Below are 25,480 nucleotides of genomic sequence, written 5' to 3' on the forward strand. Positions count from 1 at the left end.
TTTCCTCCGTTACAGTTTAGATAACACAACTCTCACATGCATTTGCGCCAACTTCTTCTTGATCATCAGTAAAGGTTCTAATGTAGTAAATTGATTTGATACCTTTATTATACGCATAATTACGTAAGATGTTTAAGTCACGGGTAGTCATTTTATCTGTCCGGCCATTTTTCCATTCATAGAGACCTTCAGGAATAGTTGAACGCATGAATAAAGTTAAACTAAGTGATTGATCGATATGTTCTTGAGCAGCAGCATAAACGTCGATTACTTTACGCATATCCATGTCGTAGGCTGATGTGTAGTATGGAATTGTGTCATTTGAAAGGTAAGGAGCTGGATAATAAATTTTGCCAATTTTCTTTTCTTGACGTTCTTCAATTCGGTTAATGATAGGGTGGAGACTAGCAGTTGTATCATTAATGTATGAAATAGAACCATTGGGTGCAACGGCAAGTCTATTTTGATGGTAAAGGCCATCTGCTTGAATGTCAGCTTTTAAAGCAGCCCAGTCTTCTTGATTAGGGATGTCGATACCGTCAAATAGAGCAGCGACTTTATCAGAAGCAGGACCCCAATCTTCATTGATGTACTTGTCAAAGTAGGCACCTGTTGCGTAGCTACTTTTTTCAAAGTTATGGAATGTTTCATGCTTTTCTTTTGCGATCGTATTTGATGATTTCAATGAATAGTAGTTAAGCATCATGAAGTAGACATTAGTGAAATCAATTGAGTCTTCAGAACCATAATGCATATGATTCTTAGCGAAGTAGGCATGTAGGCCCATTGCGCCTAAACCAATCGTATGTGCCAATTTGTTACCATTTTGAATAGGAGGCACAACATCAATATCTGAATTATCAGTTACAAAAGTTAAGGCACGAACCATTGAATCAACTGAACGACCGAAGTCTGGAGAAGCCATCATATTGACAATGTTAGTTGAACCTAGGTTACATGAAATATCAGTTCCCATAACGTCATAGCCTTGCGCGTTATTCACAACTGAAGGTGTTTGAACTTGCATAATTTCTGAACAAAGATTACTCATGATAATTTTACCGTCAATTGGATTAGCACGATTAGCAGTATCAATATTAACGATATAAGGGTAACCAGATTCTTGTTGTAATTTTGAAATTTCAGTTTCTAGTTCACGAGCACGAATGGTTTTCTTAATAATATTTTCGTTGGCAACCATATTGTCATATTCTTTTGTAATATTAACATATGAGTAAGGCACACCGTATTCTCGTTCGACACTGTAAGGATCAAAGAGGTACATCGTTGCATTTTCTTTAATGAGTTCATAAAATTTATCAGGGACAGTAACGCCTAATGATAAGGTTTTAACTCGGATTTTTTCATCAGCATTTTCCTTCTTTGCTGAAAGGAAAGCCACAATATCTGGATGGAAGACATCTAAATAAACAACTCCAGCACCTTGACGTTGACCCAATTGGTTAGAGTATGAAAAACTATCTTCTAACAATTTCATAACGGGGAGGACACCAGAAGCAGCGCCTTCAATGCCCTTAATTGGAGCACCAGCGCCACGTAAGTTACTAAGCGTAATACCAACGCCGCCACCAATTCGTGACAATTGAAGTGCTGAATTAATGCCGCGACCAATCCCATTCATATCATCAGTAATTTGAATTAAGAAACAAGATACTAATTCGCCACGACGTTTACGACCTGCATTTAAAAAACTAGGTGTAGCAGGTTGGTAACGTTGGTGGATCATTTCATCAGCTAAATTCATGGCTAAATCTGTATCACCGTCAGCAAAATAAAGGACGTTCATGGCAATACGATCAATATAATTTTCAAGATAATAAGCATTATTATCTGTTTTAAGCGCATATTGGGCATAGAATTTGTAGGCAGCCATAAATGTGCCAAAATGGAATTTTTGAGCTGCTAAATAAGCGTAGACCTTTTCGATAAATGAGAACTCATATTTATTGTAAAAGTTAGTTTCAATATAATTGTTATCAATTAAGTAATCAAAACGAGCCTGTAGTGAATCAAATTGCATTGTATTTTCGGCAACATTTTCTTTCAAAAAGGCGGTCAAGGCTTCTTGATCTTTTTGAAGTGGAATTTGACCGTCTACAGGAATATTGATTTCATTATTTAAATCATAATAAGTGACTTTATCACTATTTAACGTTTTTAATGTCAATTTCATCAACTACTTTCTTCATATTAGTGACATCTTCTTCAGTGCCATTGAATTCAAATTCGTATAATAAAGGAACGTTATAATCGGTTGCGATGTCTTTTGCTGTAAAAATAAAAAGTTGGGCGAAGTTACGGTTTCCACCGCCAACAACACCCAGTATGTTTTCTCGATTTGATTTGTATTCAATGAAGTCATTGACTGATTCAGTGAGCCCAATCTCATAGGTTGGAATAACCAATAGGTAGGGTTCATTCAATTCAACGAATGGGTCCGTTGGGTCAATTTCAAATGAAGGGTAACCAATTTTATTGATGAAACGACGTGTTTGACCGGTAATGCTAAAGAAAACAATTTTCATTAGACTGCCAACTTTTTAAGCATATCAGGACGAAATCCAGCGATTGTATCGAATCCAGGAGCTTCTACAACTGGAACAGCTTGGAATCCTTGGCCTTTCAAGTAGTCAATTGCGTTATCATCTTCAGAAATATTACGTTCGTCAAAGTCGACGTTATTTTCTTCTAAGAAACGTTTTGTCATTTTGCATTGGATGCAGTTATTTTTTGTAAATACAGTAATTTTTTTCATGATATAAAATCTCCTTTAGCATTTTGTTAATAAGATAAGTATACAGCACAAAAAGTAAAAATCAATCAAAAAAGCGCTACATATTGTATGATATTAAGTTGCATTACACAATATGTAGCGCTGAAAGGCTTGAATTGTTTATATTAAATTTAGATTGCGAAAAGTTAAATTTCTCCGTATTATAGAAACTATTGAGAAAGTAGGGAAAAAGATGACTAATTATTATTTTACGAAAAATCCAGATGTCATTCATGATGAAAAGGAATGGACATTTGAACTGATGAACAACGAATTTAAGTTTACCACAGATAACGGTGTATTTTCAAAAAAAACAGTCGATTTTGGTTCAAGAGTTTTATTAAATGCATTTGAGCAACAAGAAATAACTGCTGGCAGTTTATTAGATGTGGGATGTGGGTACGGTCCAATAGGACTTGCTATAGCCAAGAGTCAACCGGAACGAAAAGTTGATATGACAGATGTAAACGAATTGGCATTAGAATTAGCAAAGAAAAATGCCACAATTAATCATATTAGTAATGTAAATATTTTCGAATCGGCGGCTTATGACAATGTAACGAAGACAGATTACGCTGCAATTATAACCAACCCTCCTATTAGAGCAGGCAAAGATGTCGTTCATGCCATTTTAGGTGGCGCGTTTGATCATTTAAAATCAGGCGGTCAATTATTGGCTGTACTACAAAAGAAACAAGGTGCTGGTTCAGCACAAAAGAAAATGACTGATGTTTTTGGTAATTGTGAGATTATTTTAAAAGACAAAGGGTACTATATTTTGATGAGTGTGAAGTAGATGCCAGAAAAATTAACTGAACAACAAAAAGAATTTTTTATGCGTGAAGCTTTATATGAAGCAAGAAATGCAAAAATCATTGGTGAAGTCCCAATTGGTTGTGTTGTTGTACAAAATGGTGAGATTATTGGACGTGGGCATAATATTCGAGAACATGTGCAAGATGCAACGTTACATGCTGAAATCTTAGCCATTCAAGAAGCGTGTGCAACGGTGCATAGTTGGCGTTTAGTAGACACACAATTATTTGTGACATTAGAACCGTGTCCAATGTGTAGTGGTGCAATTATTAATGCCAGAATTCCAGAAGTTTACTTTGGTGCATTTGATCCAAAAGCGGGGACGGCAGGTAGCATTGGCAACCTATTAACCGATGAACGCTTTAATCACCAAGCGAAAGTTGAGTCTGGTTTATTATTAGAAGAGTCTAAAGACCTACTCCAATCGTTCTTTAGAGAAGTGCGACGTAAAAGAAAAGAAAAAAAACGAGCACAAGGGTAGCTTTTTATTAGAATTTAAGGTATTATAATAGTTGCCGCAAGGCCTTAAGGCAATGGTGTGCTTACGAATTGTGTCAGGTCCGGAAGGAAGCAGCACTAAGTTTGATTCACTTTGTGCCTTAAGTAATTATGATTATTTAAGACTCTTAGTCAGAAATGGCTAAGAGATTTTTTTATTTAAAAAACTATTTATAGATTTTGAAAGGGGAGATTGTGATGAGTTACCAAGCTTTATACCGTGTCTGGCGTCCACAACGATTTAGTGATTTAGTTGGGCAAGATATGATTACTCAGACATTGAAAAATGCAATTATGACACATCAAACAAGTCATGCTTACATTTTTAATGGCCCACGTGGAACAGGGAAAACCTCCGCAGCCAAAATTTTTGCCAAGGCGGTTAATTGCCGCTTTCAAGAAAATGGCGAACCGTGTAATAAATGTGAAACCTGTGTTGCTATTACGAATGGTCAGTTAAATGATGTCATCGAGATTGATGCTGCATCTAATAATGGCGTTGAAGAAATTCGCGATATTCGTGATAAAGTAAAGTACGCACCCACACAAGCCGATTTTAAAATCTATATTATTGATGAAGTTCATATGTTGTCTACGGGGGCCTTTAATGCTTTATTGAAGACACTTGAAGAACCACCTGAAAATGTTATTTTTATCCTTGCTACAACAGAGCCACATAAGATTCCAGCTACGATTATTTCACGGACCCAGAAATTTGATTTTAAGCGGATTACACCAGCCGATAGTTACGCACGGATGGTTTATATTCTGACAGAAAAAGAAATCGAATATGAAGAATCAGCGCTTAAGGTTATTGCGAAAGCTGCTGAAGGTGGGATGCGTGATGCCTTGAGTATTTTAGATCAAGTCATTTCGTTTGGTGATAATAAAGTCACTTTAAATAATGCTTTGATAGTTACGGGTAGTGTGACGCAAGATAAAATTCAAAAATATGTGACAGAAGTTAGCCAAAAAGAAACCACTAAAGCATTAGAAACCATTCAAGAAATTATTGATGAAGGTAAAGATTCAACGCGATTAATAGAAGATTTAATTACTTATGGTCGTGACTTATTGTTATACCAGCAAGCTCCCGAGCTCATTAATCAACTTGAATTAGGGATGGTTAACGATACGTTTAAAGCGCTATCGCAAACGATTTCTGCTGATTTTTTATATCAAATGATTAATATTTTAAATGAGATTCAGCAACAAATGCGATTTACGACGCATCCAGATGTCTACTTAGAAGTCTTGACGATTCGTTTATCTCAGTTTAGTGCTGTTGAAACAAGTCGTAATGATAAGCAAGAAATCGGGCAATCAAGTCTCAGTTCAGATGCTTCTGAACAAATAGATCGTTTAACAAAAACGGTTGCTACTTTGAAAAAAGAGCTTGCTGATTTAAGTAAAAATGCGAGTCAACACCAGGCTTCAGCACCAGTTAAACCAAAAAAAGTTGCCTCAAATCGAAAGAAAACCACATTAAATTTATCTCAAATTTATCCGGTTTTAGATCACGCAACGAAGGAAAGTTTGGTACAATTAAAACAGGTTTGGCCAGAGCTGTTACAACAACTATCAGTAACACAACGTGCTATTATGCAAGCCAGCGAACCTGTTGCGGCTAGTCCTGACAGTGTCTTGGTTAGTTTTAACTATGACTTTTTAGCAACGAAGGCATCGGGTGATACAGAATTGCTTGACGCACTCGGTAATGGGTTGGATCGGTTACTGCACAATGTGCCACAGTTGATTTGTATTACAGCGGAGCAATGGCCGGAAGTACGTAAATCGTACATTCAACAAAGTAACCATGAAGGAACAGAAACAATCATTGAACCAGTTCCTGAAGTAGTTGAACCAATTATCTCAAAAGCCGAAGAAATTTTCGGAACAGAAAATATAGAAATTAAACAAGATTAGAAAGGGAGTAATTTATAATGATGCGTGGAAATGGAAATATGCAAGGTATGATGAAACAAATGCAAAAACTACAAAAAGAGATGACAAAGGATCAAGAGGCTTTGAATGCAACTGAATTTGTTGGTGAAGCTTCCAATGATTTAGTCAAAGTAACCTTTACCGGTGACAAAAAAATGACTGATATTGTGATTAAAGAAGAAGCTGTTGATCCTGACGATGTTGATATGTTGCAAGATTTAGTGATTATGGCTGTTAATGATGCCATGACAAAAATTGAAACAACAACAGCAGACAAGATGGGTAAATATTCTCAAGGAATGCCCGGACTATAAACTTAAAGTTAAAGAAGGCTAAAGAAAATGCAATATCCTGAACCTATCGCAAAATTGATTGAAAGTTATATGAAATTACCAGGTATTGGTGGCAAAACTGCTACAAGATTAGCTTTTTTTACAATTGATATGGATGAAGATGATGTCACGGACTTTGCCAAATCATTGATATCTGCCAAACGAGATCTACATTATTGTAGTATTTGTGGCAATATTACTGAAGAAGATCCTTGCCAGATTTGTTCGGATTCATCACGTGATCAAACGAAAGTAATTGTTGTAGAAGAACCCAAAGATGTCATGTCTTTGGAAAAAATGAAAGAATATCATGGCTTATACCATGTACTTCATGGGGTTTTATCACCAATTGAAGGCAAAGGGCCTGAAGATATTAATATCACAAGTTTGTTAACCCGATTGCAATCACATCCTGATATGCAAGAAGTGATTATTGCGACAAATGCAACGCCAGAAGGTGAAGCAACATCGATGTACCTATCTCGATTGATTAAGCCAGCTGGCATTAAAGTGACACGATTAGCTCATGGATTATCTGTGGGTAGTGATATTGAATACGCGGATGAAATGACGTTGTTCAAAGCCATTGAAGGCCGGACTGAAATATAGAAATGAGCTCATATAATGTTTAATAAAAAACCAAAACTTAAATTACGTAAAGAATATGATGCTAAGTTGTTAGACGCGATTGATCGAGCTAAGTTAACTTGGGATCAAGCAAAGCAAACGGAAGAAGCTATTTATGAAGTTGATGCGGAATTAAGCAATGAAACCCAGATGGCGAGAGCGAGATATTTCTTTCTCTATAACGAAGCACGTGTTCGTGCTGTTAAAGGTCATATGCAAGCATCAGTTATTGCACATTAAATAAGAAAGAACGTTGGGACAATTGAATAACTTGTCTCGGCGTTTTTTTGTAAGTTGGCGATTAGATTTATTAAACGAGAGATAGTATACTAGTAACAGGTTTATCTTATGGACAGGTTTTTAAGATTCAAGTACAATAATAATAAGTATTGGGGTCGTTAATATGACTGGCAAATTTGTAACGATTGAAGGACCAGATGGGTCTGGAAAAACGAGTGCTTTAAAAGGCATTATAGAAAAAATTCAATTGAATTTAGCGAGAGAATTGGTTGTAACCCGTGAACCAGGTGGAAATCCAATTTCCGAAGCTGTTCGTGGTATTGTCTTAAATCAAGATTACCCAGAAATGGATAAGCGAACAGAGGCTTTATTATTTGCGGCATCAAGACGTCAACATATTGTTGAAACGATTTTACCGGCACTTGAAGCCGACAAATTAGTTATTTGTGATCGTTACGTTGATAGCTCAATTGCTTATCAAGGTGCGGGGAGAGATATTGGGACTCAGGCAGTTGCTGATATGAATTTATTTGCAACAAATGGGACAAAACCTGATTTAACTTTATATTTTGATGTTCCATCAGAAATTGGCTTGAAACGAATTTTTGAGTATCGTCAAAATGAAGTAAACCGATTGGATGATGAGAAATTAGCTTTTCATCAAAAAGTCCGTAGAGCTTATCAGCAGTTAGCAGTAGAAAATCCAGAACGGATTGTTACTATTGATGCCACACAGCCTTTAGACAAAGTTATTGCAGATTGTGTCAAAGTACTGATGGGAAAATTACCCGAGTCTTTTAAATAAATGAAATGAGGGAATTCAAATGAAATTAATTACAGCGATTGTTCAAGATAAAGATAGTAACCGATTGAGTAATGTCTTTATCGATGCCAATGTTCGTGCAACAAAATTGTCGACAACAGGTGGCTTTTTAAAATCTGGTAATACAACTTTCTTAATTGGGATTGAAGATGAACGGGTTGATGATGTCTTACAATTGATTAAAGAAACGTCATCAAGCCGTGAACAATTTATGGCACCTCCTGTTAACTTGGATGTTTCAATGGATGCACAAGTGCCATTTCCTTTAGAAGTTCAAGTCGGTGGTGCAACAGTATTTGTCTTGCCAGTAGAACAGTTCCATCAATTTTAGGAGTAAATAGTAATGGCAGAAATAAGTACTGAAGCCAGTAATATGACGGTTCAGACGTTACAACCACTATTAATTGAACATTTTAAAAAATTAACAACTACTAATCAATTGGCCCATGCGTATCTATTTGCGGGTCAAGAAGGTGTTGGTAAGACTGAGTTGGCGCAATGGATTGCAATGCGACTTTTTTGTACCGCTGATGAGAGCCAGAAGCCTTGTGGTATCTGCGCAGAATGTCAACGGATTCTATCAGGTAACCACCCTGATGTTGTGGTTGTAAAACCTGAAGGTCAGTCAATTAAAGTTGATCAAATTCGCTTTTTGAAATCAGAATTTTCAAAAAGTGGGGTTGAAGGTAATAAAAAGGCTTTTATTATTGAAAAGGCTGAAAGTATGACGGCTAGTGCCGCTAATAGCTTACTTAAATTTTTGGAAGAGCCTGTTGGAAATGTGACAGCTTTCTTATTAACTGAAAATAAAAATCAGATATTACCAACGATTCAATCACGTTGTCAATTAGTTAATTTTGCGGCACTTTCTCAAGATAAGCTGATTCAAAGTTTATTAAGTAAAGGGGTCTTAAAAGACCAAGCTAATCTACTTGTGCACGTTACTGAAAGTCTTAGTCGGGCTGAAGCGTTAGCACAGGATGAAACCTTTGTCGAGATGACGAATCAAGTATGGCATTGGTTCAGTAAGTTATTGAAGAATGATGCTGAAAGTTTTATTTTAGTTCAGACGAAATTAGTGCCACTTGCGAAAGAAAAGGCGCAACAAACCTTAATGGTTGATTTGATGACGTTATTGGCACGCGATTGTTTATTGGTTCGTTATGATCGTAAAGAGCGAGTTAGTTTTTCTGGCCGATTAATAGAGATTGAAAAAGCCATTCAAGTAATTAGCGATAAAAAATTAGTCGATATATTAAATGATTTTTTACAAATTAAAACGATGCTTCAAATGAATATCGCGTTTCAGAGTGTTATTGAAGCAACGACGTTAGAATTAATAGCATTATAAAATATGAAATGAAGGTGATTTTGTGGATAAGCGTCAACTATATGATAATTTTGTAGCTATCGAAGAAGAAATGAAGCGAATGTTGTCGAGTTTTGAAACAATAAAATCTGATATGACTGGTGTTCTTGAAAACAACGCTGAATTGGAAATTGAAAACCAACATCTTAGAGAAAGACTAAGTGAGATAGAACGACAAACATCTAAGGATTTCAATAAATCTTCTGATGCAAATCTGTCAAAATCGCGTCAAAATTTAGAAAAATTATATGATCAAGGCTTCCATGTTTGTAATATTGAGGGGATGTATGGTTCACGTCGAGTAGATGATGAACCTTGTGCCTTCTGTTTAGATTTAATTTATGGGGAGCGTGAATCATGAGTGAAATAGCTGCACAAAGTAGTTTTCAAGGTGAAAAAACGACGGGTTCTTTGTATTTAGTGCCAACGCCAATTGGTAATTTATCTGATATGACGTTTAGAGCAATCGACATTTTAAAAGAGGTCGATTACATAGCAGCAGAAGATACGCGGAATACCCAAAAATTGTTAAATCATTTTGATATTGAAACGAGCCAATTGAGTTTTCATGAACATAATACGCAGGAGCGGATTCCACAATTTATTGAAAAAATTTTGGCTGGTCAATCAATTGCACAAGTTAGTGATGCAGGGATGCCTTCAATTAGTGATCCTGGGCATGATTTAGTGAAAGCATGTATTGAAGCCAATATTCCGGTTGTCCCACTGCCCGGTGCCAATGCTGGTATTACAGCATTAATTGCATCTGGATTAGCGCCACAACCCTTTTTATTTTATGGCTTTTTGTCACGTAAACCAAAAGACCAAAAAGAAGAGTTAGCGACGTTAAAGAATCAAACAATGACGGTCATTTTTTATGAAGCACCACATCGTTTAAAAAAAACATTAACGCACTTAGCTGCTAGTTTTGGTGGTCAGCGTAAAGTCGTGCTGTGCCGTGAACTAACTAAGCGTTATGAAGAATTTTTACGTGGTACTTTGGACGAAGCCATTGAATGGGCTAGTTCAGACCAAATTCGTGGTGAATTTTGTGTAATTGTTGAAGGTAATGAGTCACCAGAAGCAACTGAAGTTGACCATTTGGCTGGTATGTCTATTGAAGAGCAAGTGGCTTATTTAATTGAAACAGGTATGAAAACGAACGATGCGATTAAAGAAATTGCTAAAAAACAAGAAATGAAAAAACAAGAAGTTTATAATCTTTATCATCACATTTAAGGAGCGAATGTATTGGCAGACAATAAATTTAGTGAATCGCATCGTGCGGTTTATTATGAAGGCGACAAAAGTGGTCGTGTGACAATGGCGATGTTAATTAATATGATTATTTTGGTCTCAACAGATCAAAGTGATCGTTTAGGAATTACCGAAAAACACCTGACAGATTTGGGATTGGGTTGGGTTATTACACAATATCTGATTGATATTGCGAGAATGCCACACGTTGATGAAAAATTAACCTTAACCACAGAGGCTGTGTCATATAATCGTTTCTTCTGTTATCGAGATTTTTGGGTGCATGATGAAGCAGGTAACGAGTGTGCGCATATTCATGGGGTTTTTGTTTTAATGGATCATGAAACTCGTAAAATGACGCGTGTATTGCCTGAAGTTATTGAACCATTTGGTGCTGAATATACGCGAAGAATTGAACGACTAGAGAAACCCGTTGGTATTTCAGAAACGGATATGATAGCTTCTAAAAAATCATATGACGTTCGATTCTTTGATATCGATCCTAATCAACATGTCAACAATTCAAAATATTTTGATTGGTTATTGGATTCGTTATCAGAAGAATTTTTAATGTCACACAACTTAAAACATATGAATATTAAATATGAAAAAGAAATTCGTTATGGTCATAAAATTGATAGTGTTGTCTCGATTGCTGAGGCGGGCTTAAAGACTTTCCATCAGATTAAAATTAATGATGTCGTTTATTGTGATGCTGATTGTGAATGGACGGAACGTGAAAATGAATGATATAAAGGGTGTTGTCACTTTGTGATGATGCCTTTTTTATGTGATAAATTTACAATAATGCGTGATCCTAGTTGATAGGTAGAGAAGGTTGCAAACTAGATGTATAATCAACTAATAATAAATCTAACGATTTGGAGGCGTTCATGTGGGAAGAAAAGGCTGGATTATTTTACTGACGTTTATAACAGTTTCAGTTATCGGTGGTAACTTGTATAAGGTTCACGAAAAAAAGGTAGAAGAAAAAAATGAACTTGTTCAAATTAAGGTGGAACACAAATTTGTAGTAGAGTTGAAGAAAAGAGTTCCTGAGATTAAGTCAATAAAATTTAATAAAATATTTTATAATTCGTGGATAAGTGCTTATACTATGGATATTACATTAAATTCTGACTATGGATCGTCCCAGTTTAATTATAACGTAAAGACTAACAGGATATATGAGTTGGAAGATAACAATAGTGATAAGGGAGTAACAAAAGGAAAGGTTGAAGTCACTTATACTAACGGGAAAAAGACTAGTATATAGTTAAATAAGCTGAAGTTAGTTCTGACTTAACTTAGTTATTCAAAGTTTTGGGATGATCTAAATGAGACAGCATAAAACCAATAGTGATTTTTACTTGAAAACAACAAAAAAGAACCGTTATCTTGCCAAAGATAACGGTTCTTTCAAGTTTAATAAGGGAATTATTTTAAAAATAAGTTATGAGTTCGCATTAAGATCAATCGGGTTAAGCCCTATTGAACTGTTTCTTATGACAAGGCGTCTGCAACATAAATCGCAAGTTCTTCTTTTTCGAGTCCATTACTTAAACCAACTAATAATTTAATGCGGGCTTTCTGACCATTTAGGCCACGGCAGAAGATGCCGCCCATTTTCTTAAGTTGAACACCGCCACCTTCGTAGTCATAAACATCTTGTGCGACGCCGTTAAAGCAACGTGACACAATGACTATGGGAATATCACGATCAATTAATTTTTGAAGATTAGCTAAAACTTGTGGGGGAAGATTTCCGGCACCAAGTGCTTCAATAACAACACCGTTTGTTTGGTCGTTATCAAGGAAGCCAAGTAAATCAGCGTCCATTCCAGCATAAGCTTTGATTAAATAAACATGATCAACGACTTCGTCAATTGCTAGGCAAGTCTGGCTAAGTAATTCAGCAAAGAAATTAACACTATTTTTGGCGATGCTACCAATAGGACCAAAGGTGGGTGTTCTGAATGTTGCCACATTTGTTGTGTGGGTTTTTGTCACATAGCGAGCAGTATGAATTTCATCATTCATGACAACCAAGACACCTTTGTCGACTGCATCGTCACTTGCTGCGGTTAAAATAGCCGTTTGAAAGTTGTGTAAACCATCTGATCCAATTTCATTTGCTGAGCGCATGGCCCCTGTTAAAACGACAGGTAGATGGTTAGGTAAGGTGAGATCTAAGAAATAAGCTGTTTCTTCCAAAGTATCTGTACCATGGGTAACGACGACGCCATCGATAGCTTCATCTAGCGCACGCATAATTCTTTTTTGAATGATTAACATTTCTTTAGGACCAATATGTGGAGAGGGTAGGTTAAAGACATTTTCAGTGATTAAATCAAATCGGTCACTAAATGGATTTGCGACTTGATTTAAAGGGTTTTCGGCACCAGGTGCAACGGCACCTGTTTCTTGATTTTCAGACATGGCAATTGTGCCACCAGTATGTAAAATTAATATTTTTTTCATAGTTTCCTCCTTGCTGACACTTAGATTATACAGATTATATTGTACTTTGACTATGAATTTGTTACGGTATATGAAAGATAAGGTGGTCTAGAAGATGAAAGAAAAGCAATTAAGTAAAAAAGATTATATATTTATAAGTTCAATGCTGTTTGGGTTATTTTTCGGTGCAGGAAATTTAATTTTTCCTGTTTTTGTAGGTCAACAATCAGGACAAAATGTCTGGATTAGTAATTTGGGGTTCTTAGTTGCTGGTGTTGGGTTACCATTTTTAGGTGTTATTTCTATTGGATTATCTAAAAGTAGAGGTGTTTTCGAATTAGCTTCTAAAGTTAATCGTGTATACGGTATTATTTTTACGATGTTACTTTATTTAACCATTGGGCCATTATTTGCTGGGCCTAGAGCGGCCACAATTCCATTTGAAATTGGATTTGCGCCTCATATTAAAGCAAGTCAAGAACCGGGTTGGTTATTGCTTTTTTCAATTTTATTTTTTACAACGGTTTGGTTATTGGCAGTTAAACCAACTAAAATATTAGTTTATGTTGGTAAATATTTAAATCCCATCTTTTTATGTGCATTAGCTATTTTATTATTGTTTGTTCTGATAAATCCTATGGGGAATTATACTGATTTTGCGGCAACAAGTGCTTATCAAAAAGGCGCTTTTATGTCTGCCTTTGGACAAGGGTATTATACGATGGATGCTTTAGCCGGTTTAGCCTTTGGGATTATCATTGTGGATACGATTCACGATTTAGGGGTTACAGATTCTAAATCGATAACTAAGGGAATTGTTCGTTCTGGTAGTATAAGTGTTATTTTGATGGGTATTATCTATACTTGTCTGGCCTATTTAGGGGCAACCAGTTTAGGGCTATTTTCGCATTCGGATAATGGTGGGGCTATTTTAGCTCAAGTAACAGAACATTACTTTGGCAAATTTGGAAGCCTGTTTCTTGCCGCAATTATTGTAGTGGCTTGTATTAAGACGGCAATTGGTGTGACCAGTGCGTTCGCTAAAATATGCGTTGAAATCATTGGACGCGGTAGCTATATTTTATATTTAACGTTGGGTTGTGTGGTCAGTTGTTTAATCGCAAACGTTGGGTTAGACCAATTAATCTCATTATCAACACCCGTTTTAATGTTATTGTATCCTCTTGCGATTGTGTTAATGATTGTCGCTTGTTTGGAACCTGTTTTAAATAAGTTTGATTTTAAAGTTAGTATTATGTATCAGTGGTTAACTGTTTTAACTTTCTTTAGTGCTATTTTTGACGGCTTAAACGCAATGCCAACGTCAATTAAAAATTTAGCAGGTGCAAAAAGGATGTTATCTTTTGCCGATAATTATTTGCCTTTATTTAATATCGGTTTGAGTTGGATGGTGCCTGTTGCATTGGGATTAGTTATGGGTTTAATTTTTATGGTTCGAGAAAAACGAGCCAAATAAAAATAATTACCGTATTTACTTACTTTTAGTGCTATACTGTAAAAGTAGTCAAATACAAAATTTCGGGGTAGAGAATACAGCGTTAAGTGCCAAAAGGACGGAATGTGTCTTTTGGACGAAGGCTAGGGATAGCTGCGGTTGTGTTCTCGCATTCGCCGCATACCACAATGTGGCAACTCCAACGAGGAGATGTCTGGATCATGGAAAGTTTAACAAAGCGATTGACTGCAAAGAATATAGCAGTGATGGGTTTATTATTAGCCGATCAAATTATTCTAACCAATTTTTTATCGTATCAGGTATTAACGTTGCGGATTAGTTTTACGTTTATCGTCACTTATCTGTTAGCAACGTGGTTTGGCCCATTACTGGGCGGTATTGGTTCTGTTTTATCAGATTTACTGGGAACTGTATTATTCAGTAAAGGAGGGACATTTTTCTGGGGATTTTCGCTATCTGCTTTCTTGGGTGCGTTTTTCTATGGACTTGTGTTTTACAAAAAGCCATTTACACTGACACGCATTATCATTGCCGTGTTAATCAATGTGATTGTGATTGATTTATTGCTAAATACGTTCTGGTTGGTACTCATGTATCATTCACCTTGGACAATTATTTATGCACGTGGCATCAAAGATTTATTCTTAATTCCGATCCAAATTATTTTGCTATACATTGTTGGTAATAATAAACAAATTCAAAGATTAGGTCAACGTTTATAAGACTTATGTGCGTTAAGGCTTAGTAAATGAAAAGTAACAAGACGGTGAATTTATTTCGCCGTCTATTTATTTGTTTAAAAACAAGCTAATTCCTGATAAATTGGCTAAAATAAGTTATAATGAAACTACATAAAACATTTGGAGGAATATAAAATGTCAATTTTAGTTTTGGGTGGCGCAGGTTATATCGGTTCACATACTGTTGATCAATTGGTAGCAAACAACCGTGACGTAGTCGTGGTTGATAATTTAGTGACAGGTCATTTAGAGGCTGTTAATAAAGCTGCTAAATTTTATCAAGGTAATATTGCGGATAAAGATTTCATGCGTAATGTTTTCAAAAATGAAGATATTGAAGCAGTTGTCCATTTTGCAGCCTCATCACTTGTTGGTGAATCAATGGAAAAACCATTAAAATATTTTGATAACAATACAGCAGGAATGGTTCATTTACTTGAAGTCATGACTGAAGTTGGCGTTAAGAAAATTGTTTTTTCTTCAACAGCTGCAACATACGGCGAACCAAAAGTTGTCCCAATTCATGAAGACGATCCTCAAATACCAACGAACCCATATGGTGAAAGTAAATTAGCCATGGAAAAAATCATGCACTGGACTGATGTTGCAAACGGGGTTAAGTTTGTTGCTTTACGTTACTTCAATGTCGCTGGTGCTAAACCAGATGGTAGTATTGGAGAAGACCATAATCCAGAAACGCATTTAATTCCAATTATTTTACAAGTTGCTAATGGTGAACGCGAAAAATTACAAATTTTTGGTGATGACTATGAGACAAAAGATGGTACAAACGTCCGTGATTATGTGCACGTTCTTGATTTAGCAGATGCACATATTCGTGCATTAGATTACTTGCTTGCAGGAAATGAAAGTAATGCCTTTAACTTAGGGTCATCTAATGGCTTTTCAAATATGGAAATCTTAGAAGCCGCTCGTCGCGCAACAGGTAAAGAAATTCCTGCTGAAATTGCACCAAGACGTGCCGGCGACCCTTCAACTTTAATTGCGGCAAGTGAAAAAGCGCATGAAGTGTTAGGATGGGCACCTAAATATGAAAATATGGAAGACATTATTAAGACAGCATGGGCTTTCGAACAAAAACATCCAAATGGTTTTTCAAAATAGAGTGATTAATGACGATAGGGCAAACTGATTTGTCCTATTTTTTTTGTTAATTTTCTCTTATAAAAAATGTGTTAGACTATTTTTGTGCTAAAATATGAACAAAGTAGAAATAAAGGAAGATATGAATGAAACTTTTGGCAATTGATACATCGAATATACCGCTGAGCGTCGCTGTTTTAGAAGATAGCACGTTGTTAGCGACAATAACAACGAACATAAAAAAAAATCATAGTATAACATTGATGCCTGCAATCGCTGATGTCATGAAATTAGCTGGTGTCAAACCTGCTGAATTAGATCGAATTGTGGTTGCACAAGGTCCAGGCTCTTTTACAGGACTCAGAATTGGTGTTGCAACGGCCAAGACACTCGCTTTCACGTTAGATTGTGAATTAGTGGGAGTGTCTAGTTTAGCTTTATTAGCTGCGGGTATTACCACAAATGGTGAAGCAGATATTGTGCCATTATTTGATGCACGTAGAAATTATGTTTTTTCAGGCTTATATACCAATGACGACAAAATGATAAATGAGTTACCTGATCAGCATCGAGAACTTGTGACTTGGGTAACTGAATTAAAAAATCGTCAACGCCCACAAATTTTTGTTGGGACTGATGTTGCTTTGTTTAAAACACAAATCGTTGCTATTTTAGGCGAACAAGCACAATTTCCAGCGGCATTTTTGAATGTCCCACAAGCTTTTATTTTGGGACTTATTGGTAAAGATATGGCGCCCGTTGAGCAGGAAGATTTTATTCCTCATTATCTACGTTTGACGCAAGCAGAAACACAATGGTTAGAAACTCATTCAGATAAGGATCATAATACCTATGTTGAAAAAATTTAGAGCACGAGTAAGACGTATTATCCCAGAATTAGGGTTAAATGAACCAGCAAGAACATTAGTTTTTCAAAATCATCGGATTCAAATTAGAAATGAAGCTTATTTTATGACGCGTGCTGTCGTTCCTGATATTCCCGAATTACTTGAGATTGAAAAGGCCGTTTATGGTGGAAAATCACCATGGAGTGCTAAAATATTCGAAGGTGAGATTAGCCAAAAAGGCAAAACACTTTACCTTGTATTGCGTAAAGAAGATAAAATGTTAGGATTTGTTGGTTGTTCAACGAATGCCAAAACAGGGGATGTGCATATTGCGAATATTGCCGTTTTACCCGAATGCCAAGGAAGAGGAATGGGTAATTTTTTGGTTACGGCAATCACAAAACGTGCGCGATTAATGAAATTTAAAACGGTTAGTCTAGAGGTCCGTCGTGATAATCAGACGGCATTGAATTTGTATCATCAATTAGGCTTTAATAAAGTCGGCATACAAGAAAATTATTACGTTGAAGACGGCCAAGATGCCGTTGATATGTTACTTAAATTAAGATAGAACAATACGGAGTAAACTGAAAGGAGTCCCGATGAACACAGAAAAAAGAAATTTAATTTTAGCATTTGAATCAAGTTGTGATGAGACGAGTGTTGCAGTTGTCGAAGATGGTCATCTTATTTTATCGAATATTGTTGCGACACAAGTAAATAGTCATAAGCGTTTTGGTGGGGTTGTGCCTGAAGTGGCTAGCCGTCACCATATTGAACAAATTACGAGTTGTATCAAAGACGCGATGACAGAAGCTAATGTCACTTATGAAGATTTGGATGCTGTTGCGGTAACTTATGGCCCCGGATTAGTCGGCGCCTTATTAGTGGGTGTTTCTGCTGCTAAGGCTATCGCATTTGCGCACGAATTGCCCTTAATTCCGGTCAATCATATGGCTGGACATATTTTCGCAGCACGTTATAAAGCTGAGCTAGTTTATCCATCAATGGCTTTACTTGTTTCAGGAGGGCATACTGAATTGGTTTATATGCCTGAAGAAGGTCAATTTGAAATTATTGGTGAGACACGTGATGATGCAGCTGGTGAAGCTTATGATAAAGTTGGGCGTGTTCTAGGGATGACTTATCCATCAGGTAAAAAAATCGATGAGCTTGCTCACACGGGACAAGATACGTTTCATTTTCCACGCGCAATGCTCAAAGATGATAATTATGACTTCAGTTTTAGTGGCTTAAAGAGTGCCTTTATTAATACGGTTCATCATGCGGATCAATTAGGTGAATCGTTGAATCAGGCTGATTTAGCAACTAGTTTTCAACAAAGTGTTGTTGATGTTCTTGCTGAAAAAACAATTCGTGCTTGTCATGAATATGATATTAAACAATTAATTCTTGCTGGTGGTGTGGCAGCTAATAAAGGGCTACGCGCTAGACTTGAATCTGATATGAAAAAATTGAATGGTGTTGAATTTGTTAAAGCACCTATCAATTTATGTGGCGATAATGCTGCAATGATTGGTGCGGCTGGCTACGTTGAATTTCTTAAAGGTCAACGTGCTGGATTGGATTTGAATGCTGATCCTAGTTTGGAATTTGATTGGATTGCTTAGTAGGACTAAAAGACGCCTAACTCATTGAAGTTAGGCGTCTTTTTAATCAATCTTTTTAAGATAATGGTCTGGTAAAATAAGTTGTGTTAAGTAAATGAATAAGCCTAGTCCAAATAAAATAATCACAGTTGTGCCTAAGCTAAAGTCCAATTGTTGTAATGGGTAGTAGGCAAAAATTCCGATGACCCACCAAATAAGATTCAACCAGTAAGGTAACGTCTTTTTCGTAACGAAGTAAGTGACAAAGACAATCGTATAGAGTGGCGTGAATACTGATGCGATGAAATATAAAAAGGTTTGATAACGATCGATAGGAACTAACCACGCAATCAGTAAGCCCATAATGACAATCAGGATACTCATTAATTTGACCCTTTTAATGGGATGTATATTTTGAATATTAATGGTTGCTGATAGGACATCTAAAAAAGTTGTTGTGACAGTTGAAAAGATGATGATAAATAAAGCAATAATACCTAAACCTGAAGTTGCTAAAAATGATGTGAAGTCAGTAAAGCCAGTTCTAGTGGTTAAAAATAATCCGATTGTAAACATGATTAAGCTACCAGCGAAGTAGCCCAATGAACTAATTGAAGACAATGCAATTGGATATTTGGTTGCTTTTGTATAATCGCCAATTAAAGGTAACCAAGATAATGCCATTGTGATATTTAATTCAACAGCGGATCCAAATGTCATTTGACCAAGATGAGATGAAGTTGAAACGGGTGTTTTAAAAATTAAAAAGAGCATAACGGCCGCACCTATGACTAACAAGCTAACAACAATTAAATTGATGCGATATAAGTTGCTTTTACCAACTAATAGCCAAATGATGATGCCAATAGCCATGATGAGTCCCATGATAATTGTATTTTTAAAACTGAATAGCGCATTTGAAACGCCGTTCATGGCTGAAATGGCGTTCACAATCATGACAGCTGTCCAACCGATTAATTGAACGAGATTAATCAGTGAGAATAAGAGAACACCTGTCGATCCAAAAGCAATTTTTGTTGATTGGATAGCTGTTTGATGTCTTTTCGCACCAATGTAGCCAGCAGGTAATAAGAAGAGACCACAACCGATTAAATGACCTATTAGGATGGCCCAAAATCCATTTAAGAAACCAAGTGGCGCTAATAACATACCAGTCATAATTTCAGCAATTGAAATGGCAGCGCCTAACCAAATTAAAAATTGACTCCGTAATTCTTTAGGTTCCGACATCCTAATTGGCCTCCAATTTGAAATAATGATTGATGGATTGGACCGTTTTTTCAATATTAGGACTTTGCGCAATTAAAGAGATGACGGCAACGCCTGAAACGGCTGATTCAGCTAGTTCGGCTAAATGAGTTTCTGAAATACCACCAATGGCGACAATTGGGTGACGACTGGCGGTTACTAATTGCTTTAGGTTAGCAATTCCGAGTGGTGCATCAGCATCTGTTTTTGAATGGGTTGGGAAAATAGGCCCACTGCCAATATAAGCAATAGCTGGTAATTGATTTGCACGTTCTACTTGTTCGAGCGTATGACAAGAAAGGCCAATGGCTAATTTACCCATTGCTAGTTCAATAACGTCTTGAATTGCTTGATCACTTTGCCCAACATGAATGCCATCGGCTTGGATTTCAAGTGCTAGTGGGAGATCGTCATCAATAAAAAAGGGGACCTTGTAGTCTGCACATAGTTGCTGACAGTTAAGTGCAAGTGCCTTTTTTTGTGTTTTATTTAAAGGATTCAAAGGGTTTTTTTCTCTAAATTGAAAACAAGAAATCCCAGCTTGTAAGGCTTTTTCCAGAGTGGGTAATAATTGGTTCTTGGCAACGTCCTGCGTGCCTGCGATAAAGTAACTGGCTAACCATGATCGATTAAAGTTTTGCATGTTGTTCCTCCTCACGATAGGCCCAATGATTTAATGGTCCATGTCCATGCCCGACAATAATGCCATTTTTAATGGCGGCTTCAACATACTTTTTAGCAGTTATAATCGCCGCATCGATAGGTTGCCCTTTTGCTAATTCCGCTGCAATACAGGCTGAAAGGGTATCACCCGTTCCGTGAGTGCGAATTGTAGCCACGCGGTCAGAGGTCATCCAGAATGAATGACCATTTTCTAGTAAGACAAAGTCACTTGCTGTATTTTCAGAATTTTGATGGCCGCCTTTAATGATGACATTTTTGGCACCTAATGCGCTTATTTTTTGACTAGCCGCAATCATGTCTTTTTTAGAGTTAATAGTGAAACCAGTAATGACTTCAGCTTCAGGAATATTGGGTGTGACTACGGTCGCTAAGGGAATTAATTTTTCTTTGATGGTGGCCACTGCATCTTCAGTAAGTAGTGTTGCGCCACCTTTGGCAACCATAACAGGGTCAACTATTAAGGGGCCAAAGTCATATTTTTTGAGATTTTCAACGACAATCTCAACGTGCTCTGAATCAGCAAGCATCCCCGTTTTACATGCTTTAATAGCTAAATCAGCTGCAATTGAATTAAATTGTTCATTAATAATTTGAGCCGGTAAGGGGAAGCTGTCTTGCACACCTAACGTATTTTGGGCAGTAATGGCAACGAGAACGGTTGCGGCATAGACGTGGCGTTCCTGTATCGTTTTTAAATCAGCCTGCATGCCAGCACCACCACTGCTGTCAGATCCAGCAATCGAAAGAACTTGTGGGAAATTAGTCATTTTATTCAGTCCCCCATAGCAATTTGTTCAGCGATTTCTTTTGGCGTTATCAAATGTAATTTATCTAATAAATTAACAATGAAACTACCAGGTTGTTCAGCGTCTAATTCTTGCGCAACAAGTTCGCCAGTTATTGCAAAAACAAGGCAGGCCATTCTAGCTGCTTCAAAGTAATCTTCTTTAGAAACGGCCGCAAATGCAGCGATTAGACTTGAAAGCATATCACCTGAACCCACGTGAATTTGGAAAAGGGGTGTGCCATGTGTCACTGTTGCTGCACGGACACCATCAGAAATATAATCAGTTGGACCACTTAAAACAACCGTACAATTGTAACGTTGGGCTGCAATTTTTGCGACTTCTGCTAGATTTGCAGAGCCATCACCTGCGTCAATGCCTTTAGCCTGCCATTCAATCCCAGCTAATGCTGCAATTTCACCCGCATTACCTCGAATGAAATCAAATTTAAAACGAGTTAGTAAGTCTGTAATTACTTTTTGACGATAAGGCATTGCAACAGCAACGGGATCCATGACGAGAGGAACCCCTAATTCATTGGCGGTTTGACTAATTTTTTCAATATAAGGCAATTCAGTACTTCTGAATGATCCCATATTAATTGCTGCGCCGGAAGAAATTTGTAACATCTCTTTGGTTTCTTCAATTGCACTAGGCATAATAGGTGAGGCACCAATTGCGTTAAGTCCGTTAGCAACGTCTTGCACCGTAATATAATTTGAAAGGTTAAAAATGACTGGGTTTTCTGCACGAATCTTATTGAGTAATTCTAGTTTCATAGTTTCTCCTCTTAAGCACACAAAAACCCCACTCTTTGACAAAAAAATCGTAGAGTGGGGTCCTTCTTCACACTTTCCTACGCAAGTTTTGACTTACAGGTTCGAAGGGATTAAGTTGTAAAAACTTATCTCAGTTCTTCTAAAGAACACCCCTAGTGTACTTATATTTAATTTTTAGGTTACTAATAGAGAATAGGCTTTCATTATTGTTATGTCAACAGAAAATAAAAAAAGAAACTAACTTATTCCAGAGCTAAGCTAGCTTCTTCCCAGTCATTTTCTGTTGTTTCAATTGCTGTTTGAACTGTTTGTAATTCAGTTTGAAGTTCTTGGAGTTTGTCAGCATCACTGAAAATATCAGGCTGTGACATTTTTTCTTCAAGTTCTGTTTTATGTGTTTCTAAAGTACTTAGTTCAGTTTCTAAACGTTCAATTTTACGAGTTAATTTGCGTTGTTCTTTTTGGGTTTCTTTGTTTTGTTGATAGTTAGTTGCTGGTTTAACTTCAGGAGCTGTCGGATTAGAAGCAGTTTCAAGGGCCTCTTTTTCAGCTTCAATAGCTTCTAGTTCTTCTTTTTTATCAACATAGTAATCGTAATCACCCATGTAGTAAGTAGAACCTTCTTTTGAAACTTCAATAATACTTTCTGCAACTTTATTAATAAAGTAACGGTCATGGGAAACGAGTAGGACTGTACCGTCAAAGTTAGAAATGGCTTTTTCAAGAACTTCTTTACTATCAATATCCAAATGGTTAGTGGGTTCATCAAAGATTAAAAAGTTATCTTTATCCATAGCCAGCTTAGTTAAAGCCAGACGTGCTTTTTCGCCACCACTTAAATTTGAAACACGTTTCAAAACATCGTCACCTGAAAATAGAAAGCTACCTAATAATGAGCGTATGTCTGTTTCAGGTGTTGTTGGATGATCATTCCAGAGTTCATCTAGAACAGTATTTTTATCTGTTAATTGATTTTGTTCCTGATCATAGTAACCGATATGGACATTGGCACCGAAGAAAGCTTCGCCGCGAATGAAGGGAATCTGACCTAAGACACTTTTAAGCAAGGTTGATTTACCAACACCGTTCGGACCGACAATTGCTTGCACTTGATGTTTATGTAAATCGATTGAGACGGGTTCAGATAAAACAGTATTGTCGTACCCAACAGCTGCATTAGCAACTGTTAGAACGATATTACCACTTTCATCGGCTGCTTTAAAACTAAAGCGGGGTGCTTTTTCGTCACCATCTGGGCGATCAACTTTGTCCATTTTTTCAAGCTGTTTACGCCGACTTTGTGCTCGTTTGGTTGTTGATGCACGAACAATATTTTTATTAACAAAATCTTCAAGTTTTTCAATTTTATCTTGTTGTTTTTCAAAAACTTTCCATTCTTGTTTTAAGTTAGCTTCTTTTTTGACAATAAATTGGGAATAATTACCATTATAGTGGGTTGTTTCATGATGACTCATATCGTAAACTTCTGTGACGATTTTATCCAAGAAGTAACGGTCATGAGAGACAATTAAGAGGGCTCCCGTATAAGTTTTCAAATAACCTTCTAACCATGTTAAGGTTTCAATATCTAAATGGTTAGTCGGTTCATCTAAAATCAATAAATCACGTTTTTCTAAAAGTAATTTAGCTAATGCTAAACGTGTTTTTTGGCCCCCAGAAAGGGTTCTGATATCACGATCAAAATCTTCTTCATAAAATCTAAAGCCATGTAAGACGGAACGAATTTCTGATTCGTAACCATAACCATTTTTTTCACTAAAATCATGTGACAGTTGATCATAAGTTGATAATAGTTTGTCGAATTTTTCAGAATCTTCTGCATTTTTTGGATCAGCAATTTGGGCTTCTAATGCATGAATTTGCGTTTCCATTTTCTTGAGATAATCAAAGACATGACTCATTTCTTCCCAGATTGAACGTTCGGAAGAAACAATGGTTGTTTGTGCTAAGTAGCCAATAGTCATCCCTTTATGTTTAATGATTTGACCGGCATCAGTGGCTTCTTGATCAATGATCATTTTAATTAATGTTGATTTACCGGCACCATTCCGGCCAACTAAGGCAATTCTGGCATCGTCTTTAATATCCATATTAACATTTTCGAATAGAACGTCAGCACCGAAATAGCGGGCTGCTTGTTGGACTTGTAACAGGATCAAAACGAATCCCACCTTTCTTTTTTAAAGTGATACTTGAATGATTAATACGAAACTGTTCATGAGAATGTGTGCAATCATTGACGTTTTAATACTACCAGTTCGTTTATAAAGGTAACAAAAAAGTAAACCAATTAAAAAGTAGATGGCTAGATGTCCATCATTGTGCGCTAGACTGAATAGTAAACTGGAAATAATTGCGGCGAACATTGGTGGTATAAAACTGGCTAAGTTACCGAAGAAAACTTTTCTGAAAACAAGTTCTTCCATAATAGGGGCGCCAAATGAGATTGCCAACATATAATAGGGATATTTTGTAACAATCGTCATGATTTCACTTGTATTCTGTGAAGGCACAGTCGTTTTTAAAAGTGAGTAATAAATCGTTTGAATAACGGACTGAATAATTAACGTTAAAATGAATCCGAGAAATCCCCACAAAATAATTTGTGTCCAATTAGAATGACCACTAATTGAATTTTTAGTACTGAAGTAATAATTTAGCCAAACTAAGAGGATCGCACCTAAGGCATAGTCAGCTGTCATAACCGGATAGATAATCGATTTTAGAGAAAATAGTTGATTCAGAACCGTTGGTAGAACAAAGATGACGAGATAGCCTAATAAAATGGCAATTGAATTTTTACTAGTTGATTTTGACATGAAAACTCCTTTAAATATAATTAGTTAGTCGTGCATTATTTTGTCGAACAAATTCGTATGATAAGTATAGCATAATTGGTCGGATAACGAATTTAATTCATATGAAAACTTCTATCAAATAAGAGCTGAAATACTTGCAATTGTCCGTAAAATTGATTATAGTTAATTTTGTGATTAGCACTTA

Annotated in this window: 29 protein-coding genes, 1 other RNA gene and 2 riboswitches; of the genes, 20 read left to right on the plus strand and 10 right to left on the minus strand. The window is 36.5% G+C overall.

What is annotated here, in order from left to right; genetic code table 11:
* Window positions 1-16: 16 nt before the first annotated feature.
* Genes nrdE through nrdH form a run of 3 tightly spaced genes read right to left on the minus strand, consistent with a single transcriptional unit; the run spans window position 17 to window position 2,776 of the window.
* On the minus strand, window positions 17-2,188 hold the full coding sequence (nrdE, locus tag ACVPPR_RS02365) for a class 1b ribonucleoside-diphosphate reductase subunit alpha (protein ID WP_462304790.1): 2,172 nt from the start codon (window positions 2,186-2,188) through the stop codon (window positions 17-19).
* Complete coding sequence (nrdI, locus tag ACVPPR_RS02370; protein ID WP_462297290.1) at window positions 2,166-2,546, minus strand: class Ib ribonucleoside-diphosphate reductase assembly flavoprotein NrdI; 381 nt, start codon at window positions 2,544-2,546, stop codon at window positions 2,166-2,168. The genes nrdE and nrdI overlap by 23 nt, the downstream gene beginning before the upstream one ends.
* On the minus strand, window positions 2,546-2,776 hold the full coding sequence (gene nrdH / locus ACVPPR_RS02375) for a glutaredoxin-like protein NrdH (RefSeq protein WP_462297289.1): 231 nt from the start codon (window positions 2,774-2,776) through the stop codon (window positions 2,546-2,548). Before nrdH ends, nrdI begins: the two co-directional genes overlap by 1 nt.
* A gap of 211 nt (window positions 2,777-2,987) precedes the next feature.
* On the opposite strand from nrdH, the gene ACVPPR_RS02380 reads away from it, so the two are divergent.
* From ACVPPR_RS02380 to ACVPPR_RS02445, 14 genes are all read left to right on the plus strand, one after another.
* Window positions 2,988-3,590: a class I SAM-dependent methyltransferase gene (locus tag ACVPPR_RS02380; RefSeq protein ID WP_462304555.1), complete on the plus strand. Its 603-nt coding sequence runs from the start codon at window positions 2,988-2,990 to the stop codon at window positions 3,588-3,590.
* Entirely contained in the window at window positions 3,591-4,091 is a 501-nt protein-coding gene (tadA, locus tag ACVPPR_RS02385) for a tRNA adenosine(34) deaminase TadA (RefSeq protein ID WP_462297287.1), read from the plus strand.
* 41 nt (window positions 4,092-4,132) lie between these two features.
* Window positions 4,133-4,219: signal recognition particle sRNA small type (ffs, locus tag ACVPPR_RS02390), an RNA gene on the plus strand.
* 87 nt (window positions 4,220-4,306) lie between these two features.
* A complete protein-coding gene (gene dnaX / locus ACVPPR_RS02395) occupies window positions 4,307-6,034 on the plus strand; it encodes a DNA polymerase III subunit gamma/tau (protein ID WP_462304556.1) in 1,728 nt (575 codons plus the stop codon).
* Between the two features lie 17 nt (window positions 6,035-6,051).
* Window positions 6,052-6,366: a YbaB/EbfC family nucleoid-associated protein gene (locus ACVPPR_RS02400; protein WP_462297285.1), complete on the plus strand. Its 315-nt coding sequence runs from the start codon at window positions 6,052-6,054 to the stop codon at window positions 6,364-6,366.
* 27 nt (window positions 6,367-6,393) lie between these two features.
* On the plus strand, window positions 6,394-6,993 hold the full coding sequence (gene recR, locus ACVPPR_RS02405; RefSeq protein ID WP_409021522.1) for a recombination mediator RecR: 600 nt from the start codon (window positions 6,394-6,396) through the stop codon (window positions 6,991-6,993).
* 15 nt (window positions 6,994-7,008) lie between these two features.
* Entirely contained in the window at window positions 7,009-7,251 is a 243-nt protein-coding gene (locus tag ACVPPR_RS02410) for a YaaL family protein (RefSeq protein WP_462297284.1), read from the plus strand.
* A gap of 163 nt (window positions 7,252-7,414) precedes the next feature.
* Window positions 7,415-8,056, plus strand: coding sequence for a dTMP kinase (gene tmk, locus ACVPPR_RS02415; RefSeq protein ID WP_462304557.1), 642 nt, complete (start codon window positions 7,415-7,417; stop codon window positions 8,054-8,056).
* Window positions 8,057-8,075: 19 nt separating this feature from the next.
* On the plus strand, window positions 8,076-8,405 hold the full coding sequence (locus ACVPPR_RS02420; RefSeq protein WP_462297282.1) for a cyclic-di-AMP receptor: 330 nt from the start codon (window positions 8,076-8,078) through the stop codon (window positions 8,403-8,405).
* Window positions 8,406-8,417: 12 nt separating this feature from the next.
* A complete protein-coding gene (gene holB / locus ACVPPR_RS02425) occupies window positions 8,418-9,425 on the plus strand; it encodes a DNA polymerase III subunit delta' (RefSeq protein ID WP_462304558.1) in 1,008 nt (335 codons plus the stop codon).
* 22 nt (window positions 9,426-9,447) lie between these two features.
* Window positions 9,448-9,804, plus strand: coding sequence for a DNA replication initiation control protein YabA (locus ACVPPR_RS02430; protein WP_462297280.1), 357 nt, complete (start codon window positions 9,448-9,450; stop codon window positions 9,802-9,804).
* Window positions 9,801-10,682, plus strand: a complete 882-nt coding sequence (gene rsmI, locus ACVPPR_RS02435) for a 16S rRNA (cytidine(1402)-2'-O)-methyltransferase (protein WP_462304559.1) — start codon at window positions 9,801-9,803, stop codon at window positions 10,680-10,682. Before ACVPPR_RS02430 ends, rsmI begins: the two co-directional genes overlap by 4 nt.
* Window positions 10,683-10,694: 12 nt before the next feature.
* Entirely contained in the window at window positions 10,695-11,450 is a 756-nt protein-coding gene (locus tag ACVPPR_RS02440; protein ID WP_462297278.1) for an acyl-[acyl-carrier-protein] thioesterase, read from the plus strand.
* A gap of 145 nt (window positions 11,451-11,595) precedes the next feature.
* Complete coding sequence (locus ACVPPR_RS02445) at window positions 11,596-11,976, plus strand: hypothetical protein (RefSeq protein ID WP_462304560.1); 381 nt, start codon at window positions 11,596-11,598, stop codon at window positions 11,974-11,976.
* 227 nt (window positions 11,977-12,203) lie between these two features.
* On the opposite strand, the gene ACVPPR_RS02450 is transcribed toward ACVPPR_RS02445, so the two are convergent.
* Window positions 12,204-13,181 carry an asparaginase gene (locus ACVPPR_RS02450; protein ID WP_462297276.1) on the minus strand — a complete coding sequence of 326 codons (978 nt, stop codon included), beginning with the start codon at window positions 13,179-13,181 and terminating at the stop codon, window positions 12,204-12,206.
* 94 nt (window positions 13,182-13,275) lie between these two features.
* Between ACVPPR_RS02450 and brnQ the strand changes: the two genes are divergently transcribed.
* The 6 genes from brnQ to tsaD all read left to right on the plus strand — a co-directional run bounded on the left by brnQ (window position 13,276) and on the right by tsaD (window position 18,960).
* Window positions 13,276-14,637, plus strand: a complete 1,362-nt coding sequence (gene brnQ / locus ACVPPR_RS02455; RefSeq protein ID WP_462304561.1) for a branched-chain amino acid transport system II carrier protein — start codon at window positions 13,276-13,278, stop codon at window positions 14,635-14,637.
* Window positions 14,638-14,698: 61 nt separating this feature from the next.
* Window positions 14,699-14,797, plus strand: a riboswitch (THF riboswitch).
* 40 nt (window positions 14,798-14,837) lie between these two features.
* The gene (locus ACVPPR_RS02460) at window positions 14,838-15,359 is read left to right on the plus strand and encodes a folate family ECF transporter S component (protein WP_462304562.1); all 522 of its coding nucleotides are present in this window, start codon (window positions 14,838-14,840) and stop codon (window positions 15,357-15,359) included.
* Between the two features lie 153 nt (window positions 15,360-15,512).
* The gene (gene galE, locus ACVPPR_RS02465; protein ID WP_462297273.1) at window positions 15,513-16,502 is read left to right on the plus strand and encodes a UDP-glucose 4-epimerase GalE; all 990 of its coding nucleotides are present in this window, start codon (window positions 15,513-15,515) and stop codon (window positions 16,500-16,502) included.
* 125 nt (window positions 16,503-16,627) lie between these two features.
* On the plus strand, window positions 16,628-17,350 hold the full coding sequence (tsaB, locus tag ACVPPR_RS02470; protein ID WP_462297272.1) for a tRNA (adenosine(37)-N6)-threonylcarbamoyltransferase complex dimerization subunit type 1 TsaB: 723 nt from the start codon (window positions 16,628-16,630) through the stop codon (window positions 17,348-17,350).
* Window positions 17,334-17,900, plus strand: a complete 567-nt coding sequence (rimI, locus tag ACVPPR_RS02475) for a ribosomal protein S18-alanine N-acetyltransferase (protein WP_462297271.1) — start codon at window positions 17,334-17,336, stop codon at window positions 17,898-17,900. The genes tsaB and rimI overlap by 17 nt, the downstream gene beginning before the upstream one ends.
* A gap of 31 nt (window positions 17,901-17,931) precedes the next feature.
* Window positions 17,932-18,960: a tRNA (adenosine(37)-N6)-threonylcarbamoyltransferase complex transferase subunit TsaD gene (gene tsaD / locus ACVPPR_RS02480; protein WP_462297270.1), complete on the plus strand. Its 1,029-nt coding sequence runs from the start codon at window positions 17,932-17,934 to the stop codon at window positions 18,958-18,960.
* Window positions 18,961-19,002: 42 nt separating this feature from the next.
* Here the strand turns inward: tsaD and cytX are convergent, their stop codons facing one another.
* The 6 genes from cytX to ACVPPR_RS02510 form a co-directional block, all read right to left on the minus strand.
* Window positions 19,003-20,190, minus strand: a complete 1,188-nt coding sequence (gene cytX, locus ACVPPR_RS02485; RefSeq protein ID WP_462304563.1) for a putative hydroxymethylpyrimidine transporter CytX — start codon at window positions 20,188-20,190, stop codon at window positions 19,003-19,005.
* A gap of 1 nt (window position 20,191) precedes the next feature.
* On the minus strand, window positions 20,192-20,851 hold the full coding sequence (gene thiE / locus ACVPPR_RS02490) for a thiamine phosphate synthase (RefSeq protein ID WP_462304564.1): 660 nt from the start codon (window positions 20,849-20,851) through the stop codon (window positions 20,192-20,194).
* Entirely contained in the window at window positions 20,838-21,659 is an 822-nt protein-coding gene (gene thiD / locus ACVPPR_RS02495) for a bifunctional hydroxymethylpyrimidine kinase/phosphomethylpyrimidine kinase (protein WP_462304565.1), read from the minus strand. Before thiD ends, thiE begins: the two co-directional genes overlap by 14 nt.
* 5 nt (window positions 21,660-21,664) lie before the next feature.
* Entirely contained in the window at window positions 21,665-22,456 is a 792-nt protein-coding gene (gene thiM / locus ACVPPR_RS02500; protein ID WP_462304566.1) for a hydroxyethylthiazole kinase, read from the minus strand.
* Between the two features lie 57 nt (window positions 22,457-22,513).
* A riboswitch (TPP riboswitch) is annotated at window positions 22,514-22,620 on the minus strand.
* A gap of 78 nt (window positions 22,621-22,698) precedes the next feature.
* On the minus strand, window positions 22,699-24,636 hold the full coding sequence (locus ACVPPR_RS02505; protein WP_462304567.1) for an ABC-F family ATP-binding cassette domain-containing protein: 1,938 nt from the start codon (window positions 24,634-24,636) through the stop codon (window positions 22,699-22,701).
* Between the two features lie 21 nt (window positions 24,637-24,657).
* Window positions 24,658-25,296: a lysostaphin resistance A-like protein gene (locus ACVPPR_RS02510; RefSeq protein WP_462304568.1), complete on the minus strand. Its 639-nt coding sequence runs from the start codon at window positions 25,294-25,296 to the stop codon at window positions 24,658-24,660.
* Between the last annotated feature and the right edge of the window lie 184 nt (window positions 25,297-25,480).

The organism is Dellaglioa sp. L3N (assembly GCF_054941095.1).

What these genes read in the sequence shown, in the direction of transcription:
- nrdI (WP_462297290.1), bottom strand. Translation starts at nt 2,546, where the DNA reads ATGAAAATTGTTTTCTTTAGCATTACCGGTCAAACACGTCGTTTCATC.
- nrdH (WP_462297289.1), bottom strand. Translation starts at nt 2,776, where the DNA reads ATGAAAAAAATTACTGTATTTACAAAAAATAACTGCATCCAATGCAAA.
- ACVPPR_RS02380 (WP_462304555.1), top strand. Translation starts at nt 2,988, where the DNA reads ATGACTAATTATTATTTTACGAAAAATCCAGATGTCATTCATGATGAA.
- tadA (WP_462297287.1), top strand. Translation starts at nt 3,591, where the DNA reads ATGCCAGAAAAATTAACTGAACAACAAAAAGAATTTTTTATGCGTGAA.
- dnaX (WP_462304556.1), top strand. Translation starts at nt 4,307, where the DNA reads ATGAGTTACCAAGCTTTATACCGTGTCTGGCGTCCACAACGATTTAGT.
- ACVPPR_RS02400 (WP_462297285.1), top strand. Translation starts at nt 6,052, where the DNA reads ATGATGCGTGGAAATGGAAATATGCAAGGTATGATGAAACAAATGCAA.
- recR (WP_409021522.1), top strand. Translation starts at nt 6,394, where the DNA reads ATGCAATATCCTGAACCTATCGCAAAATTGATTGAAAGTTATATGAAA.
- ACVPPR_RS02410 (WP_462297284.1), top strand. Translation starts at nt 7,009, where the DNA reads ATGTTTAATAAAAAACCAAAACTTAAATTACGTAAAGAATATGATGCT.
- tmk (WP_462304557.1), top strand. Translation starts at nt 7,415, where the DNA reads ATGACTGGCAAATTTGTAACGATTGAAGGACCAGATGGGTCTGGAAAA.
- ACVPPR_RS02420 (WP_462297282.1), top strand. Translation starts at nt 8,076, where the DNA reads ATGAAATTAATTACAGCGATTGTTCAAGATAAAGATAGTAACCGATTG.
- holB (WP_462304558.1), top strand. Translation starts at nt 8,418, where the DNA reads ATGGCAGAAATAAGTACTGAAGCCAGTAATATGACGGTTCAGACGTTA.
- rsmI (WP_462304559.1), top strand. Translation starts at nt 9,801, where the DNA reads ATGAGTGAAATAGCTGCACAAAGTAGTTTTCAAGGTGAAAAAACGACG.
- ACVPPR_RS02450 (WP_462297276.1), bottom strand. Translation starts at nt 13,181, where the DNA reads ATGAAAAAAATATTAATTTTACATACTGGTGGCACAATTGCCATGTCT.
- brnQ (WP_462304561.1), top strand. Translation starts at nt 13,276, where the DNA reads ATGAAAGAAAAGCAATTAAGTAAAAAAGATTATATATTTATAAGTTCA.
- ACVPPR_RS02460 (WP_462304562.1), top strand. Translation starts at nt 14,838, where the DNA reads ATGGAAAGTTTAACAAAGCGATTGACTGCAAAGAATATAGCAGTGATG.
- galE (WP_462297273.1), top strand. Translation starts at nt 15,513, where the DNA reads ATGTCAATTTTAGTTTTGGGTGGCGCAGGTTATATCGGTTCACATACT.
- tsaB (WP_462297272.1), top strand. Translation starts at nt 16,628, where the DNA reads ATGAAACTTTTGGCAATTGATACATCGAATATACCGCTGAGCGTCGCT.
- rimI (WP_462297271.1), top strand. Translation starts at nt 17,334, where the DNA reads ATGTTGAAAAAATTTAGAGCACGAGTAAGACGTATTATCCCAGAATTA.
- tsaD (WP_462297270.1), top strand. Translation starts at nt 17,932, where the DNA reads ATGAACACAGAAAAAAGAAATTTAATTTTAGCATTTGAATCAAGTTGT.
- cytX (WP_462304563.1), bottom strand. Translation starts at nt 20,190, where the DNA reads ATGTCGGAACCTAAAGAATTACGGAGTCAATTTTTAATTTGGTTAGGC.
- thiE (WP_462304564.1), bottom strand. Translation starts at nt 20,851, where the DNA reads ATGCAAAACTTTAATCGATCATGGTTAGCCAGTTACTTTATCGCAGGC.
- thiD (WP_462304565.1), bottom strand. Translation starts at nt 21,659, where the DNA reads ATGACTAATTTCCCACAAGTTCTTTCGATTGCTGGATCTGACAGCAGT.
- thiM (WP_462304566.1), bottom strand. Translation starts at nt 22,456, where the DNA reads ATGAAACTAGAATTACTCAATAAGATTCGTGCAGAAAACCCAGTCATT.
- ACVPPR_RS02510 (WP_462304568.1), bottom strand. Translation starts at nt 25,296, where the DNA reads ATGTCAAAATCAACTAGTAAAAATTCAATTGCCATTTTATTAGGCTAT.